This window comes from Roseobacter phycocola, from assembly GCF_042055075.2.
In the GTDB taxonomy this organism is placed as follows: Bacteria; Pseudomonadota; Alphaproteobacteria; order Rhodobacterales; family Rhodobacteraceae; genus Roseobacter.
In genome coordinates, this window is sequence record NZ_CP194010.1 from 3,382,750 (window position 1) to 3,397,062 (window position 14,313).

Consider the following 14,313-nt stretch of genomic DNA (forward strand, 5'->3'; position numbering starts at 1 on the left):
CTCTGCCCTGGTCGCCGCGGACCTATTCGGCCGCTTCGGTCCGGATAAACCCACCGGACTGCCGGTTCCAGTACCTTGTATAGAGTTTTCCGCGTGCCAGCAGATCGGTGTGCGTTCCGTCCTCGGCGATATGACCATCTTCCATCACGATGATGCGGTCCATTTCCGTCAGCGTGGAAAGACGGTGCGCAATGGCCAGAACGGTTTTGCCTTCCATCACACGTTCCAGTGCTGTCTGAATGGATGCCTCAACCTCACTGTCGAGCGCTGAGGTGGCCTCGTCGAGCACGAGGATCGGCGCATCCTTGAGAATGGCACGCGCAAGCGCAATCCGCTGACGCTGACCGCCGGAGAGTTTCACACCCCGTTCGCCCAGGTGCGCGTCGTACCCGGTACGGCCCGCATGATCCTGAAGCTCCAGAATGAACTCATGCGCCTCCGCCTTCCTGGCCGCTGCGATGATGTCATCGTCCGTCGCATCCGGCCGGCCATAGGAAATGTTATCCCGCGCCGACCTGTTGAACATTGCCGTTTCCTGCGTGACCATACCGATATTGCGGCGCAGGCTTTCCTGGGTCACGCCGGTGATGTCCTGTCCGTCGATCATGATCCCGCCCTCTTCGGCGTCGTAGAGACGCAAAAGCAGGGCAACTAGGGTCGATTTCCCGGCACCGGAAGCACCGACAATGCCCAGCTTCTCGCCGGGTCTGATATCAAGGCTGATGTTCCGGACGCCACCCGTATCGCGACCGTAGGCAAAGCCAACATCGTTCAGCTGAATGCCACCCTCATGCACATCCAGATCACGTGCCCCCGGCACATCCTCAACACGGTTGCGCGGTGTCAGCGTGCGGATACCGTCCTCGACTTCCCCGATATTGGAATAGATCGCCATCAGGGTGAAACTGACCCAGCCGGTCATCTGCGCAATACGGATCGCCACCGCCCCGGCGGCAACGATGTCACCCTGCGTGGCCTGACCCGATTGCCAGAGCAGGATCGTTCCCCCCAGCAGAATAACCGGAAGAATGCCTGCCAGCGTCATCAGCGCAAATCGGAAACCAGCGGCGAGATACCCGAACTCAATCGCCCGCTCACGGAACGTCTGCATTGAGCCAAGTGCCGCCCGGTCCTCGTGATCTGCATGGGCGAAAAGCTTGACCGTTTTGATGTTGGTGATCGTGTCGACCACCTGGCCCGACACCATTGCACGCGCGCCGGCGCGCCCCGCAGAGCGTTTCCGGATGCGCGGCAGATACCAGTTGATCATCGCGAAATAGAAGATCAGCCAGATGCCAAAACCCAGTGCCACGCGCCAGTCGATGGCAAACAACAGCAGGACGGAACCGACAAGTGACGCGAGCGCAAAGGCCACGACATTGATGACTTCGGACACTACATCCGTGACCGCCCGCGCCGCCTGCATCTGTTTCTGGGCAATGCGTCCGGCAAAATCGTCATCAAAGAATCCGACCGTCTGCCCAAGCGTCCAGCGGTGCAGGCGGGACAGCACCAGCGGGTTGACGTTGGGCTGTACGATGATCGCGTTTGCTGAGGCCGAAAAACCAAAGAGCAAAGGTCGGGCGATTACAAAGAACGCCACGGCCCCGGCAATCAGTGCAATATTGCCACCATCAAAGAACGCCTCCGCCCCGGAGCGGGCCGTCGCATCAATGACCATGCCGAGGATGAGCGCGGTTCCGGCCTCCATCGCGCCCGCCGCCGCCGACAGAAAGGCCGCCAGCCACAGCGCGGGCCAGGCACCATTGAGGCACCAGCGCATGAATGCGCCCAGCGTCTGTGGTGGAGGGCCTTCTGCTGTGCGGAAGGCATCAATCCAGTTCTCTATTTTCATGCCTCGTCACCGGTACTCAGGAAACCGCCCGACTGTCGGGCCCAGAATTCTGCATATAGGCCACCCTGCGCCAAAAGCGCGTCATGCGGGCCATCTTCCACGATACGTCCCTGATCCAGCACCAGAATGCGGTCCATTTCGGCAATGGTGGACAGACGGTGCGCAATTGCAATCACGGTCTTGCCTTCCATCATGCCATAGAGCGTGTCCTGAATGGCCGCTTCCACCTCGCTGTCGAGCGCGCTGGTCGCCTCATCCAGCAACAGGATCGGCGCATTCTTCAGGATCACCCGGGCGAGCGTCACGCGCTGGCGCTGACCGCCGGACAGTTTGACACCGCGCTCGCCGACCTGAGCGTCATAGCCGGACCGCCCCTGCGGATCTTCCAGATCGAGAATGAACTCATGCGCCTGTGCCTGCCGTGCGGCTGCGATCATTTCCTCTTCGGTTGCATCTGCACGCCCGTAGAAAATGTTATCCCGCACCGACCGGTGCAGCAGCGAACTGTCCTGCTGAACCATGCCGATGGCGAGGCGCAGACTGTCCTGCGTGACATGCCGGATATCCTGGCCGTCGACCGAAATAGTCCCGCTTTCCGCGTCGTAAAAACGCAAAAGCAGCTTTACCAGTGTTGATTTCCCGGCACCGGACCGTCCGACCAGACCAACCTTTTCGCCACGGCGGATCGTCAGGTTGATCCCGTCAAGACCGCCGCTTTCACGTCCGTAGTGATGCCGCACGTCCTTCAGAACGATTTCTCCCTCGGTCAGACGCAGCGGTTTGGCGTCGCGGTCATCCACGAGGGTCACAGGCTGGGCAATGGTCTCCATTCCTTCCGCCACAACGCCGAGCTGCCGGAAAAACGTGGTCAGCGCCCACATGATCCAGCCGGTCATCGCATTCAGCCTCAGCGTCAGCGCCGTGGCCGCTGCCACCACACCGACACTCGCCTCGCCAGCAACCCACAATGCAATGGCCCAGCCGACAACACCCACGATCAGCAGACCGTTCAGCATAACCAGCGTGCCGTCCATGATCGTGAAGATGCGCATCTCCTTCTGGAACGTTTCGCGCGAGTATTCGATGGCACCCTTCGCGTATTCCAGTTCCTGCTCGTGGTGGGCGAACATCTTGACCGAATGGATATTGGTGTAGGCGTCGACAACGCGGCCTGTCACCTCGGACCGGGCATTGGATGCCTCCTGTGACGCGGGTCCTACACGTTTCACCGTCCAGTGCACCAGCCAGCCATAGAGCACAAACCAGATGAGCAGCGGCAAAAGCAGGCGTGGATCAGACGTGCTGAGCAGGATGGCAGCGCCCAGCAGATAGGCCAGCGAAAAGGAAATCGCGTCAAACACCTGAAAGACAACCTCACCAGCCGCTGGCGGTGTCTGCATGATCCGGTTGGCAATCCGCCCGGCGAAGTCATTTTCGAACCAGCCCACAGACTGCCGCAGGACCTGACGATGCGCGCGCCAGCGGATCAGCGTGCCAAAGTTCGGCAGAATGGCGTTATTCAGCAACCCGATGTCCAGCAGTTGCAACACCGGCCGTATGAAAATTATACCCAGCGCGACGAGAATCAGCTCTGTGCCATAGGTGCTCCAGACCAGCGCCGGTTCACCTTCCAGCAGATCAACAACGCGCCCCATGTAGAAAATCAGTCCAACCTCGATCGCGGCAACGATCACAGACATGAGCGCTGCCCAGAAGAACACCCGCTTGAACGGCTGCGAGTATTCCCACAGGAACGGCCACAGTTTCTGCGGCGGATGATCGGTTTCGGTGTAGCTGGTGTACGGGTCGACGAGTCGTTCGAAAAAGCGGAACATTGGGGAAGTCCTGGAAGAGAATAACAGAAATGCTCAGGCGCCGGTCCGGGCCTGACGGGAAGGGTTATGCCAGCCTCAGCTGTTCCAGATCCCGCGATACATTTCGTATTCCTCCGCTCTTGTCCGGCGTGTGTAGCAGACAGACACACAATCTGTCGAGGTTTTCATTCAGGCGCGAGCAGTTCATCGCGCGTCAGGCTGAAATCAGAGGCAATCCAGCGCGCCTTCAAGTCCTTCAGTGCGCGGCCCAGCGCCGGCCCCTGAAGCGCGGGCATCAGATCTTTTGCTGTGACGGGAAACACCGCACCGGCCCCGCGTGCGACAGCCGCGATCTCATCGGCGTCCGGCTCAAATCCGGCCACTGCGCCGCGCTGGATGAGGGCGGCCATCGCAATTTCCGCCCCGAATTCCCAGCCAAGCGCGCCCGCCGGTGCACCGTTCCATGCGGCGTCACTCATGTCGCTCAGTGTCCTGGCATGCTTACGGCTGAGACGCAGCCGGTCAGGCACATCTGTGCCCCCAAGCACAGCAAGACGCAAAAGCGGGTCAGGTGCGAGACCCATCTGCGCCTCAAGATGTATAGCTGGCGCAAGGAACCTATCATCCGCACCCGGCAGGATACGGCCCAGAACACCAGTCTGGCGCATCACGGCAACAGCGGGGGCCGGGTCCGGGGCATGTAAAAGGCGCAGCACCTCATGACCCACCCGCTCGGCAGAAAGCGTTTCAAGGCCATCCGTATTGCCCGCTATGGCGCTGAGCGCGTCGGGGTCAAAGCCCGCCGTCGCCGGCGCATACCAGGCATGGAACCGGAAAAACCGCAGAATACGAAGGTAATCTTCCTGAATACGGCGGTCAGGATCTTCGATGAAGCGGATTCTGCGTGCAAGACAATCCGGCAGGCCGCCCAGCGGATCCACCACACGACCGTCCGGCGTTGCATAAAGCGCGTTCATTGTGAAATCACGCCGCCGCGCGTCCTCGGCTATGTCCGTTGAGAATGAAACCACCGCGCGCCGGCCGTCGGTTTCAACATCCCTGCGGAACGTCGTCACCTCAAATCCGAGACCTCCGGACACGACGGTCACTGTCCCGTGGTCTATGCCCGTCGGAACCGCGCGGAGCCCAGCGTCTTTTGCAAGACGCATGACTTCTTCGGGCAGTACATCCGTTGAGAGATCTGTGTCGCCGCCATCTTTCCCAAGCAGCGCGTCCCGGACACATCCACCCACAAAATAGACACGCCCGCCCCCGGATGATACCGCCGCACAGACTTTCTGCGCATCCGGGTCGCTCAGCCACGTGGTCTGCGGCGGGATCAGAGTTTCATCTGTTCGGTCCATGCCCTGAGCATACGCGCAGTCGCACCCCAGATGTAATAGGGTCCGTAAGGAACGGTATAATATGACCGCATCTGACCCCGCCAGCGCCGGCCTTCGATGCGGAAGTTGTGCGGGTTCAGGACATGGGCCAGCGGGACATGAAACACTTCGTCGACCTCGCCCGGTTCCGGCCTGATCTCGAATGCTGTCGTTACGCGCGCGATCACCGGTGTGACCAGAAAGCCCGTGACCGTTTCATGCGCGGGCAGCGTCCCCAGAATTTCCGCCGCAGTCCGTGGCAGACCAACTTCCTCTTCGGCCTCGCGCAGAGCGGCGGCTGTGACATCTTTGTCGCCATCATCCTGCTTGCCGCCGGGAAAGGCGATCTGCCCCGGATGGTGCTTCAGCGCGGACGACCGTTTGGTGAGCAGAACGGACAGCGCGTCGTCCGTCCCGGTGATCGCAACCAGCACACCAGCCGGACGCAGCCTGCGCCCCTCAGGAAGAACCGTTTCAGGATTGAGATCAAAGTCAGATGAAGGCGGACCCGGACGGCTCAGCGCCGCCCGGATCCGGTCTGTGTCAGGCGTCATCGCCAGCCTGTTCTGCCTCGAAACCCACTGATGCAGGGTCCAGGTCATAATGTGCACCACAGAACTGACAATCCGCAGTAACGCGCCCCTCTTCGGTGGTCATCTTCTCAATGTCGCGGGCGGAATAGATCGACAGGCTCTGACGCACACGATCTTCCGAACATGTGCACCCGAACCGGACGGTCTGCGCGTCATAAACCCGTGGCTGTTCCTCATGAAACAGGCGCAGCAGCAGATCGTTTGGCGGCAGCGTCGGCCCGATCAGCTCGATGTCCTCGACCGTATCCAGCAGGACGTTCACGCGTCTCCAGTTTTCCGCCTCGTCATCCTGGACCAGATCACCAGCTGTCAGAACAGAGCCCGTTCCCTCGCCGGTGGCGACGAACGGTGATGCCTTGGGCATGTGCTGAAGCATGATGCCACCTGCGCGCCAGTGCTCTCCGACTCCGGGTTCTGTGGATTTGCCATAGCTCAGCGAGAACCGCGTCGGCAACTGTTCCGACTGCGCAAAATAGGCCTCGGCACAGGACGCCAGCGAGGCGCCGTCGAGCGGGGTAATCCCCTGATACGGCGTCATGCCTTTACCCTGGTCGATCATGATCGCGAAATACCCTTCGCCCACCTGTTCAAACGGCGGCGCATCCGTAAGACGGTCCGCGTCATAGCTCGCATAGGCGCGGATACGCGCCGGACCACCTTCGGTCTCGGGACCATAATAGTCTGTTGCGATCATCCGCACGGCACCCTTGGACTGGACCTGCAGCTGCAGTTTCCAGCGCAGCTTGATCGTCTGACCGATCAGCGCTGTCAGCAGAGCCATCTCAGCTACGAGTGCCTCCACCTGCGGCGGATAATCGTGCTGGCTGAGAATACCGTTCAATGCACTGTCCAGCCGCGCAACGCGGCCGCGCATATCACTGGCGTCGAGTTGGAAAGGCAGGACGGTGTCGTCCCACGCGATTTGCTGTCCATGTGTCATTGGGGTTTCCTTATCAGCCGTTGCCTGGCATACCCGCGTCCATATATGGGTCCGGGCCCGGTTGAAAAGAGGGTGAGCCAGAATGATACGACGGGTCGGCCATGCGCCGGACGCAGGTCAGCGCTATGTTGTGAGGCCGGGTGCCTATGCAATCCTGCCTTTGAAAGACGGGGTTCTTCTGACATGTCAGCTTTCGGATATTGTCGATGTTCAGTTGCCAGGCGGTGGAATCGACCCGGGCGAAAGCCCTCTGCAGGCTCTGCACCGCGAGGTCATGGAAGAAACCGGCTGGCGGATTTCACACCCCAGACGCCTTGGTGCCTTCCGGCGGTTTGTCTTTATGCCGGAATACGACATCTGGGCCGAAAAAGTCTGCCATATCTTTCTGGCCCGCCCGACCCGCCAGACAGCAGAACCGTCAGAGCCGGATCACGCAACCCTTGTGCTGAGCCCTTCAGAAGCCGTTGATATGCTTGGAAACGACGGCGACCGGATGTACGTGAAGCGTTACTTTGGTGCTGTCTGACCACTGTATTCAAACAGGATGCCCGAAACATCATCCGGGAATTCGTCGATCCCGGCAAACTCTGACAGTTTCCAGACAAGCGATTCCAAAAAGGCCGTGCCTTCTGCGTCGCCCAGACCTGCGAGCATCTTTTCAAGCCCGTCCTCACCCAGCATTTCGCCATCACCGGCAGGACATTCGGTTACGCCATCGGACAGGATAAGCAGACGGTCACCGGGGTTCAGCTGAACCTCGAACTGCGAGAATGTCACACCGGACATAAGACCGACCGGAAAACCGCCGGTACCATCCTGCTCCATTGAACCATCTGCACGCAGGACCACAGGATGCGGGTGCCCCGCCTGACCCATCACAACATGTCCGTTGGCCAGATCAATGTCCGCAAGGATCAGCGTGAAATAATGTTCGGTCTCCATTTCATCGAGGACCAGTTCATTCAGCGTTTCAATCGCTTCGGCGGGCGGGCGCGACCGGTAAGTACCGTCGGCTGTTTTTTCGAGCGCGATGTTCTGATCCGGTGCGCTGCCGGAGAGGTAGCCAGCCAGGCGTGCCGTCATCAGCGCTGAGCTGATACCGTGACCCGAGACATCAATTGCAAAGAGCCCCAGATGACCGGGCGCAGCAGGATAAAATCCAACGAGATCGCCGCCCACATGGCCGCTTGACCGCAAGAGCAGCGAAAGGTCACCCCCTTCAAAGGAACGGTTTTTTTCCCGGATCAGAGACTGCTGAAGCTTCTTGGCCTCCAGAAGGTCACCGTCGAGGGAATCGTAGAGACGCTGCAATTCGTCCAGCGTTTCGCTGATGACGCTGTTTTTCATCGTCAGTTCGCGCTGCATCTTCAGGATGCGTTCGCCCGCGGTGATGCGGGCGCGCAGCTCATTTCCGTCAACAGGTTTTGTCAGGAAGTCGTCTGCACCGGAATCGAGACCTTCCGCGATTTCGTTCTTCTCGCTTTTGGAGGTGAGCAGGATGAAATAACCATACTGATCACTGGTCAACTTTCTGAAAGCGTTACAGAATTCAATCCCTGACATACCGGGCATAACCCAGTCGCTGATCACAATTTCGGGCTGTTGCGCGTGGCAGAGCTCCAGCGCTTCTTCTCCGGATGCGGCCTCGATCACATTGAAGCCCCATCGCGCCAGCAGACTGGTCAGGATTTTACGCTGCAGCCGGCTGTCATCAACAACAAGAACGAGACGCGTCTGCGCCTCGTCATCTGATGTTGATGTATCTGGACCGTTAGGCAGGAAAGCCGGCATTCGAGTCTCTGTTCACATGTGTTCAGAGTGTGAGTAGTGACCCCGCGTTAAGGACAGGTGAAAGATAAAATTCTAGTGGAAACACCGATTCCGCTAACCTCGGGTTAGGACTCAGCAAGGCAGTGTTCCAGGCGCATATGCGTGGAGAAAACTATGATTGACTGGGATCGCGTTCGCGCACTGCGCGAGGAGGTCGGGACAGAAGACTTTGAGGAAGTCGTTGAACTTTTCCTCGATGAAGTCGATTCCGAAATTGAGAACCTCGACCAGAACTGTACCAATCTTGGCGAAAAGCTGCATTTTCTGAAAGGCAGTGCGCTCAGTCTTGGTTTCCGCAAGTTTTCCCACCTGTGCCAGGAGGGCGAAGCAGGCGTTTCAGCGGGGGGTGGCGATCAGATTGACGTGCCCGCACTGCTCACCTGTTACCAGGCGTCCCGGGACGATTTTCTGGAAAATCTCACAACTGAAGTTTCCGGTCAGACGAGCCTGTAGAGACCGCCCGGACCCTCAGCTTCCAGAATATCGGCTGCTTTCCCGTGCAGTTTCTGCATACCGGCAATCCACCGGTCATGGTCCTGCGCGCGCCTGATTGCAAAGGACCTCACGTCAGGATGCGGCAGGATCAGAAAATCCCCCACCATGGCGCCGTCAACAATCACTCCGGCAACTTCATCCGCTGTCAGCAAACCTTCACCTTTCTGCGCATCTTCATCTTTCAGTCCGATCAGCGGCGTTGCCACATACTGCGGGCAGACAACACTGACAGAGATGCCCTGATGACCATGCGAAATGGACAACGACTCCGCGAAGCTGACTGCCGCCTGTTTACTTGCAGAATAGGCCGCGTCCCCGATCTGGTTCAGTAACCCGGCTGCCGAAGCAACCGTTATAAAACCTCCCGAACCCCGCGCCAGCATCTCGGGAAGAACCGCCCGCGCAGCAAAAACCTGCGCCATGACGTGAACTGCGAAACTCCGTTCCCAGACAGCGTCCGGCGCGGACGCTGCATGATCCGGCTGGTACCCCATAAAGCCCGCGTTAGAGACAAAAATATCGACAGAGCCGAACCTGTCACGAACCGCGTCACACAACGCAATGACATCCGCCTCGCGCGTGACATCGCAGGTGAAGCCCTCACATGACAGACAGCGGGCTTTCTGCTGAACGACATCTGCATCCAGATCCGCGATCGTCACCTTTGCACCCAAACGGATCATCCGGGTCGCCAGGGCTGCACCAATACCGCTGGCACCGCCGGTAATCACCACTGACTTTCCAGCGAAATCCATGCCCGCTCAGATCACGAACTGCGCCAGCGTCTCATCATTGGTGATGTCGGTATACGTGAACCCTGCATCATCAATACGCTGGAACATTTCGGCGAAATTCTGAGGCTGATCCGTTTCTATCCCGATCAGCACGGACCCGAAGTTACGGGCTGATTTTTTCATATACTCAAAGCGCGTGATGTTATCCTGTGCACCGAGTGTCTGCAGAAAGTCTTTCAGAGCACCAGGCCGCTGCGGCAGCCTGAGAATGAAGTACTTCTTGAGACCCGCATACCGCTGTGCGCGTTCCTTGACCTCGGGCAGGCGTTCAAAGTCAAAATTGCCACCCGATGCGACACAGACAACCGTTCTGCCCCGGATCAGTTCGGCAATTTCGCTCAGCGCCTCGACCGCCAGCGCACCCGCCGGTTCGAGTACGACGCCCTCAACATTCAGCATGTCCACGATCGTGGCGCAGATGCGGTCCTCAGAGAGATGTACAATTTCCGACGGGCTCACATCTTTGAGCCGGGCAAAGGTCTTTTCACCCAGTTTCGCGACCGCCGCCCCATCAACAAAACTGTTGATCGGCGACACATCCACCGGTTTGCCCTCTTCAATCGCAGCGCCAAGACTTTTGGCCCCGGACGGCTCGACAAAGGTGTATTCAGTCTCTGTCCCGAAGAAACTGCGCACACCCGCAGAAAGCCCGCCGCCGCCGACGGGCAGCACGACGCGATCGGGAACACGACCAAGTTGCTGTTCCGTTTCTGCGGCGACAGACGCCTGCCCTTCGATCACGTCCTCATCATCAAAGGGCGACAAAAAATGCGCGCCGGCCTCAGCGCAGAATTCCTGGGCCCGTGCCAGCGTCTGATCAAAATAGTCGCCGACCATGCGCACTTCGACAAAGTCACCACCAAACATCCGGGTCTTCATGACCTTCTGTTCCGGCGTGGTCACCGGCATGAAGACAACGCCGCGAACGGCGAAATGCCGGCACATGAACGCAACACCCTGCGCATGATTACCCGCACTGGCACAGACAAACATGTCATGCTGTGGGATAACCTTGCGCATCGCATTGAACGCACCACGCAGCTTGTAAGATCTGACCGGGCTCAGATCTTCACGCTTCAGCCAGATGTCGGCTTTGTAGCGGGCACTTAACAGATCGTTGCGCATCAGCGGGGTAGCAGGAAAGACATCCCGCATTGCGGTCGCCGCTGCTTCAGCGCTTTTCCGGAAGGACTGGGTCATTCTGCTTCACTGCCGCATCACTACGGGAAGGGCAAGGAATACATCGGTATGCCTCAGGTCAGTTCCCGTTTTTCGATGTAAACGCCGTAAAGCGTAGTAAGGATACTGACATTGATCATGGGCAGAACCAGAAGGGATGCAAAGACCACCAACAGGGCCCCGAGTACCGGGACAAAGGCCAACAGGGTAAAGGCTATCTGCACCACCAACTGAAACAACAGCGACACGACCAGAAGAGCGATGAATGTCCCCGTCTCTCCCCTGGTCGCTGCCCAGGCCTCGCCTATCGGGAGTGGTTTGCCGACCGCAGCCGCCGGCAGAATAATGGACAGGCGATAGAAGACGAGAACAATGACCAGAATGAACACGATAAGGACGGGGACACCAAGCAATGGCGCCGATTGCGCGAAAGCTACGCCGACAAACATAACGGGCAACATAAATGCGGCCCCGATCAGCCCCAGCAGAAAACTCCGCCCGAGGTAAGCAAGAATTCTGTCGAACCGGAATGGAGGCAGCAGCTGGTCAGGATATTCCTCCAGAAGGATAAATCTATGCCACGCGACAGCGATCCAGAGCACGATGAGGAAAAAGATGGGAACAACGACGAAGGCTGCCAGAAACAGGAAACCTGCACTTGGTTCATGCGCAATGGTTCCGGCATTCTCATCAAATACTTCGCGCGGCACGCCAGCTACAAAAAACAGTGCAACAATGGCAGCGACCGCAATCAGTGCCGGCCCGACCGTGATGTGAAGAACCTGTCTGAAGTTCCCCAGCACCATCCGCACAGAGTGCGCAAAGATCTTCCATCCCAGCACAACCCGATCTCCTCAAAACTCATTAACAATCTCCGGAACGGTAAAACCGCATTTTGAGAGTGCGTCAATTCGCAAAACTTGCCGAGCGTTTCAAAAAGCGGTAGGGCGCTTTCCAAACCGAAAAGGAAGAATTCATGTCCGCGCCCAAGAAAGTTGTGCTCGCCTATTCCGGCGGTCTTGATACCTCAATCATCCTGAAATGGCTGCAGACCGAATACGGCTGCGAAGTTGTGACTTTCACCGCCGATCTGGGCCAGGGAGAGGAGCTCGAACCTGCCCGCAAAAAAGCGGAAATGATGGGTGCGACGGACATCTATATCGAGGACCTGCGCGAAGAATTCGTGCGTGATTTCGTGTTCCCGATGTTCCGTGCAAATGCGGTCTACGAGGGCCTTTACCTGTTGGGTACGTCAATTGCGCGTCCGCTGATCTCGAAACGCCTCGTGGAAATTGCAGCGGAAACCGGTGCCGATGCCGTGGCCCATGGCGCGACCGGCAAGGGCAACGATCAGGTCCGGTTTGAGCTGGCCGCCTATGCGCTGAACCCGGACATCAAGGTGATAGCACCCTGGCGTGAATGGGATCTGTCGAGCCGTACGAAACTGATCGACTTTGCTGAAAAGAACCAGATCCCGATCGCCAAGGACAAACGCGGTGAGGCACCGTTCAGCGTCGATGCGAACCTGCTGCACACCTCCTCCGAGGGGAAGGTGCTGGAGGACCCGGCAGTTGATGCACCTGACTATGTTTACCAGCGGACCGTGCACCCCGAAGATGCGCCCGATACGCCGGAATACATCGAGATCGGGTTTTCGAAGGGCGACGCTGTCAGCATCAACGGCGAAGCGATGTCGCCTGCCACGATCCTGACAAAGCTCAACGAACTGGGTGGAAAACACGGTTGTGGCCGTCTCGACCTGGTTGAGGGCCGCTTTGTAGGCATGAAATCACGGGGCATCTACGAGACGCCGGGCGGTACACTGCTACTGGAAGCACACCGTGCCATCGAATCCATCACACTCGACCGTGGCGCAATGCACCTCAAGGACGAACTGATGCCGCGTTATGCAGAACTGATCTACAACGGTTTCTGGTTCTCACCCGAGCGCACCATGCTGCAGGCCGCGATTGACGCGAGCCAGGAACACGTCGAAGGCACCGTGCGCCTGAAACTCTACAAAGGCCATGTGCGCACCGTTGGCCGCTGGTCCGACCGGTCGCTTTATTCCGAAGCGCATGTGACATTCGAGGATGATGCGGGCGCTTACGATCAGAAAGATGCGGCAGGCTTTATCCAGCTGAACGCACTGCGCCTCAAACTGCTGGCTGCACGGGACAAAAGATTGGAGCGTTGATGCTGGAAGCGCGGGAAGCACTTTCGCAACACCAGGAAACGCTCGAAGCTCTTACCGTCGATCCTGTTCAGCAGGGTTTCGTGGCAAGTAATGCAAAAACCTTTCGCCAGTGGCCGCATGAGAAGGGTGCTGAGGTTTTCGGGTTATGGGACGGCAGCATTGCTGTTGGGCTGATGGCCTGCATTGATTTGCGGAAGTCAGATGAACTGACGCCGGAAGATGATCCGGAAACTGCGTATCTTTGGCGTCTGATGATTGCCAAAGGTCAGCAACGCAAAGGATACGGCAGAGCGGCACTTGCCTTGTTTGAAAATTGGGCTTCGGCACGTGGGTTGGTCCGTCTCGAGACATCCGTCGTTCCCGGCAATACCGCCGCACGCAAGCTCTACACGTCCTTCGGATTTCTGCCAACTGGCAGGGTGATGGAGGGAGAGGACGTGCTTATCCGACCGGCAGCATCCGGATAAGCCTGGTGATTCATCGGGTGCGCGCAGCATCCAACAGAAGTTCATAGTGCGGCATGGCCTGCTCCAGCAGTTCGGCAAAACGGTTTTCCAGCTCGGGGAGCGGCCCTTCAGCTTCTGCAAATCCCGTACTATTATGAACGGCCCCATACCAGTGTTTAGCCCAGATACCATCTTCTGCGCGCGGCCCGGAACGCCAGCGCAGCATCATCGGATCGAACGGCAAACCAATAGCATCGCAGAGCCGCGTCAGCGTACCTTCCGGATCTGCGCGGATATCCGTACTGTCCACTACGACACCGCCTAGGGTATCAAAAACGCGGACCTGGTGTTCGAAACCAATATCATCCAGAGAGACTTCCGGATATTTGGCGGCATAACTGGCGATCACTCGGGCCGGATGGCGTATGAGGTGCACGTTCACACATTCCTGCGCCCAATCCATCGGAAATCCCGGCAGCATATGATGTGGCATATGCTTCATATAAAAATGCGGCGTCGTAACAGGCGCCAGACAGGCTCTGGCCACTTTTTCGGGATCGGTCTCATGTGCCGCGATGATTTCCTTATCCATCGGATGCGAGCGGCCGGAAACTGCGAGACTGGGCGCGTAAAAGGGTTCATCCCAGACGGTGAAATCCCCCCGCGCCAGAAAACTGTACATCATGGCCGTCGACAGGTTCCGCGGCCCTGACCACATAGCAATTCGCATTCCCACCCCCGCACATTCCGAAAATGTTTCAGCACACGCAGCTCGGCACGCCTGCCTG

14 protein-coding genes are annotated in these 14,313 nt (G+C 58.3%); 4 read left to right on the plus strand and 10 right to left on the minus strand.

The genetic code is table 11. The features are described 5' to 3' along the window. Positions 1 to 22: 22 nt before the first annotated feature. The 5 genes from AB4K19_RS16760 to AB4K19_RS16780 form a co-directional block, all read right to left on the minus strand. On the minus strand, positions 23 to 1,855 hold the full coding sequence (locus AB4K19_RS16760) for an ABC transporter ATP-binding protein (protein ID WP_436398374.1): 1,833 nt from the start codon (positions 1,853 to 1,855) through the stop codon (positions 23 to 25). Beyond that, positions 1,852 to 3,690: an ABC transporter ATP-binding protein gene (locus tag AB4K19_RS16765; protein ID WP_375229411.1), complete on the minus strand. Its 1,839-nt coding sequence runs from the start codon at positions 3,688 to 3,690 to the stop codon at positions 1,852 to 1,854. The genes AB4K19_RS16760 and AB4K19_RS16765 overlap by 4 nt, the downstream gene beginning before the upstream one ends. Before the next feature lie 164 nt (positions 3,691 to 3,854). Beyond that, on the minus strand, positions 3,855 to 5,033 hold the full coding sequence (locus AB4K19_RS16770) for a CCA tRNA nucleotidyltransferase (RefSeq protein ID WP_375229412.1): 1,179 nt from the start codon (positions 5,031 to 5,033) through the stop codon (positions 3,855 to 3,857). Continuing rightward, positions 5,009 to 5,605: a CoA pyrophosphatase gene (locus tag AB4K19_RS16775; protein ID WP_375229413.1), complete on the minus strand. Its 597-nt coding sequence runs from the start codon at positions 5,603 to 5,605 to the stop codon at positions 5,009 to 5,011. Before AB4K19_RS16775 ends, AB4K19_RS16770 begins: the two co-directional genes overlap by 25 nt. Continuing rightward, positions 5,595 to 6,584 (minus strand): Hsp33 family molecular chaperone HslO, encoded by a 990-nt coding sequence (locus AB4K19_RS16780; protein WP_375229414.1) that lies wholly within the window; start codon positions 6,582 to 6,584, stop codon positions 5,595 to 5,597. The genes AB4K19_RS16775 and AB4K19_RS16780 overlap by 11 nt, the downstream gene beginning before the upstream one ends. An 82-nt stretch (positions 6,585 to 6,666) precedes the next feature. On the opposite strand from AB4K19_RS16780, the gene AB4K19_RS16785 reads away from it, so the two are divergent. Beyond that, entirely contained in the window at positions 6,667 to 7,110 is a 444-nt protein-coding gene (locus tag AB4K19_RS16785) for an NUDIX hydrolase (RefSeq protein WP_375229415.1), read from the plus strand. Here the strand turns inward: AB4K19_RS16785 and AB4K19_RS16790 are convergent. After that, positions 7,092 to 8,375, minus strand: a complete 1,284-nt coding sequence (locus AB4K19_RS16790) for a PP2C family protein-serine/threonine phosphatase (protein WP_375229416.1) — start codon at positions 8,373 to 8,375, stop codon at positions 7,092 to 7,094. The two genes, AB4K19_RS16785 and AB4K19_RS16790, sit on opposite strands and share 19 nt — an antisense overlap. Positions 8,376 to 8,528: 153 nt before the next feature. Here AB4K19_RS16790 and AB4K19_RS16795 point away from each other — a divergent pair, with 153 nt between their 5' ends. Beyond that, positions 8,529 to 8,867, plus strand: coding sequence for an Hpt domain-containing protein (locus AB4K19_RS16795; RefSeq protein WP_375229417.1), 339 nt, complete (start codon positions 8,529 to 8,531; stop codon positions 8,865 to 8,867). On the opposite strand, the gene AB4K19_RS16800 is transcribed toward AB4K19_RS16795, so the two are convergent. From AB4K19_RS16800 to AB4K19_RS16810, 3 genes are read right to left on the minus strand one after another with little or no spacing between them, the layout of a single operon-like run. Next, positions 8,852 to 9,664, minus strand: a complete 813-nt coding sequence (locus AB4K19_RS16800; protein WP_375229418.1) for an SDR family NAD(P)-dependent oxidoreductase — start codon at positions 9,662 to 9,664, stop codon at positions 8,852 to 8,854. The two genes, AB4K19_RS16795 and AB4K19_RS16800, sit on opposite strands and share 16 nt — an antisense overlap. Positions 9,665 to 9,670: 6 nt before the next feature. Further along, complete coding sequence (gene ilvA, locus AB4K19_RS16805; RefSeq protein WP_375229419.1) at positions 9,671 to 10,903, minus strand: threonine ammonia-lyase IlvA; 1,233 nt, start codon at positions 10,901 to 10,903, stop codon at positions 9,671 to 9,673. Between the two features lie 53 nt (positions 10,904 to 10,956). Then, the gene (locus tag AB4K19_RS16810; RefSeq protein ID WP_375229420.1) at positions 10,957 to 11,724 is read right to left on the minus strand and encodes a hypothetical protein; all 768 of its coding nucleotides are present in this window, start codon (positions 11,722 to 11,724) and stop codon (positions 10,957 to 10,959) included. 134 nt (positions 11,725 to 11,858) lie between these two features. On the opposite strand from AB4K19_RS16810, the gene AB4K19_RS16815 reads away from it, so the two are divergent. Both AB4K19_RS16815 and AB4K19_RS16820 read left to right on the plus strand, forming a co-directional pair. After that, entirely contained in the window at positions 11,859 to 13,079 is a 1,221-nt protein-coding gene (locus AB4K19_RS16815; RefSeq protein ID WP_375229421.1) for an argininosuccinate synthase, read from the plus strand. After that, the gene (locus tag AB4K19_RS16820) at positions 13,079 to 13,546 is read left to right on the plus strand and encodes a GNAT family N-acetyltransferase (protein WP_375229422.1); all 468 of its coding nucleotides are present in this window, start codon (positions 13,079 to 13,081) and stop codon (positions 13,544 to 13,546) included. The genes AB4K19_RS16815 and AB4K19_RS16820 overlap by 1 nt, the downstream gene beginning before the upstream one ends. A gap of 10 nt (positions 13,547 to 13,556) precedes the next feature. On the opposite strand, the gene AB4K19_RS16825 is transcribed toward AB4K19_RS16820, so the two are convergent. Then, positions 13,557 to 14,255, minus strand: a complete 699-nt coding sequence (locus tag AB4K19_RS16825; RefSeq protein ID WP_375229423.1) for an HAD family hydrolase — start codon at positions 14,253 to 14,255, stop codon at positions 13,557 to 13,559. Positions 14,256 to 14,313 lie beyond the last annotated feature (58 nt).

Excerpts from the sequence above, each read along its gene's own strand:
- AB4K19_RS16785 (WP_375229415.1), top strand. The coding sequence starts at position 6,667 with ATGATACGACGGGTCGGCCATGCGCCGGACGCAGGTCAGCGCTATGTT.
- AB4K19_RS16780 (WP_375229414.1), bottom strand. The coding sequence starts at position 6,584 with ATGACACATGGACAGCAAATCGCGTGGGACGACACCGTCCTGCCTTTC.
- ilvA (WP_375229419.1), bottom strand. The coding sequence starts at position 10,903 with ATGACCCAGTCCTTCCGGAAAAGCGCTGAAGCAGCGGCGACCGCAATG.
- AB4K19_RS16815 (WP_375229421.1), top strand. The coding sequence starts at position 11,859 with ATGTCCGCGCCCAAGAAAGTTGTGCTCGCCTATTCCGGCGGTCTTGAT.
- AB4K19_RS16820 (WP_375229422.1), top strand. The coding sequence starts at position 13,079 with ATGCTGGAAGCGCGGGAAGCACTTTCGCAACACCAGGAAACGCTCGAA.
- AB4K19_RS16765 (WP_375229411.1), bottom strand. The coding sequence starts at position 3,690 with ATGTTCCGCTTTTTCGAACGACTCGTCGACCCGTACACCAGCTACACC.
- AB4K19_RS16825 (WP_375229423.1), bottom strand. The coding sequence starts at position 14,255 with ATGCGAATTGCTATGTGGTCAGGGCCGCGGAACCTGTCGACGGCCATG.
- AB4K19_RS16800 (WP_375229418.1), bottom strand. The coding sequence starts at position 9,664 with ATGGATTTCGCTGGAAAGTCAGTGGTGATTACCGGCGGTGCCAGCGGT.
- AB4K19_RS16790 (WP_375229416.1), bottom strand. The coding sequence starts at position 8,375 with ATGCCGGCTTTCCTGCCTAACGGTCCAGATACATCAACATCAGATGAC.
- AB4K19_RS16775 (WP_375229413.1), bottom strand. The coding sequence starts at position 5,605 with ATGACGCCTGACACAGACCGGATCCGGGCGGCGCTGAGCCGTCCGGGT.
- AB4K19_RS16795 (WP_375229417.1), top strand. The coding sequence starts at position 8,529 with ATGATTGACTGGGATCGCGTTCGCGCACTGCGCGAGGAGGTCGGGACA.
- AB4K19_RS16760 (WP_436398374.1), bottom strand. The coding sequence starts at position 1,855 with ATGAAAATAGAGAACTGGATTGATGCCTTCCGCACAGCAGAAGGCCCT.
- AB4K19_RS16770 (WP_375229412.1), bottom strand. The coding sequence starts at position 5,033 with ATGGACCGAACAGATGAAACTCTGATCCCGCCGCAGACCACGTGGCTG.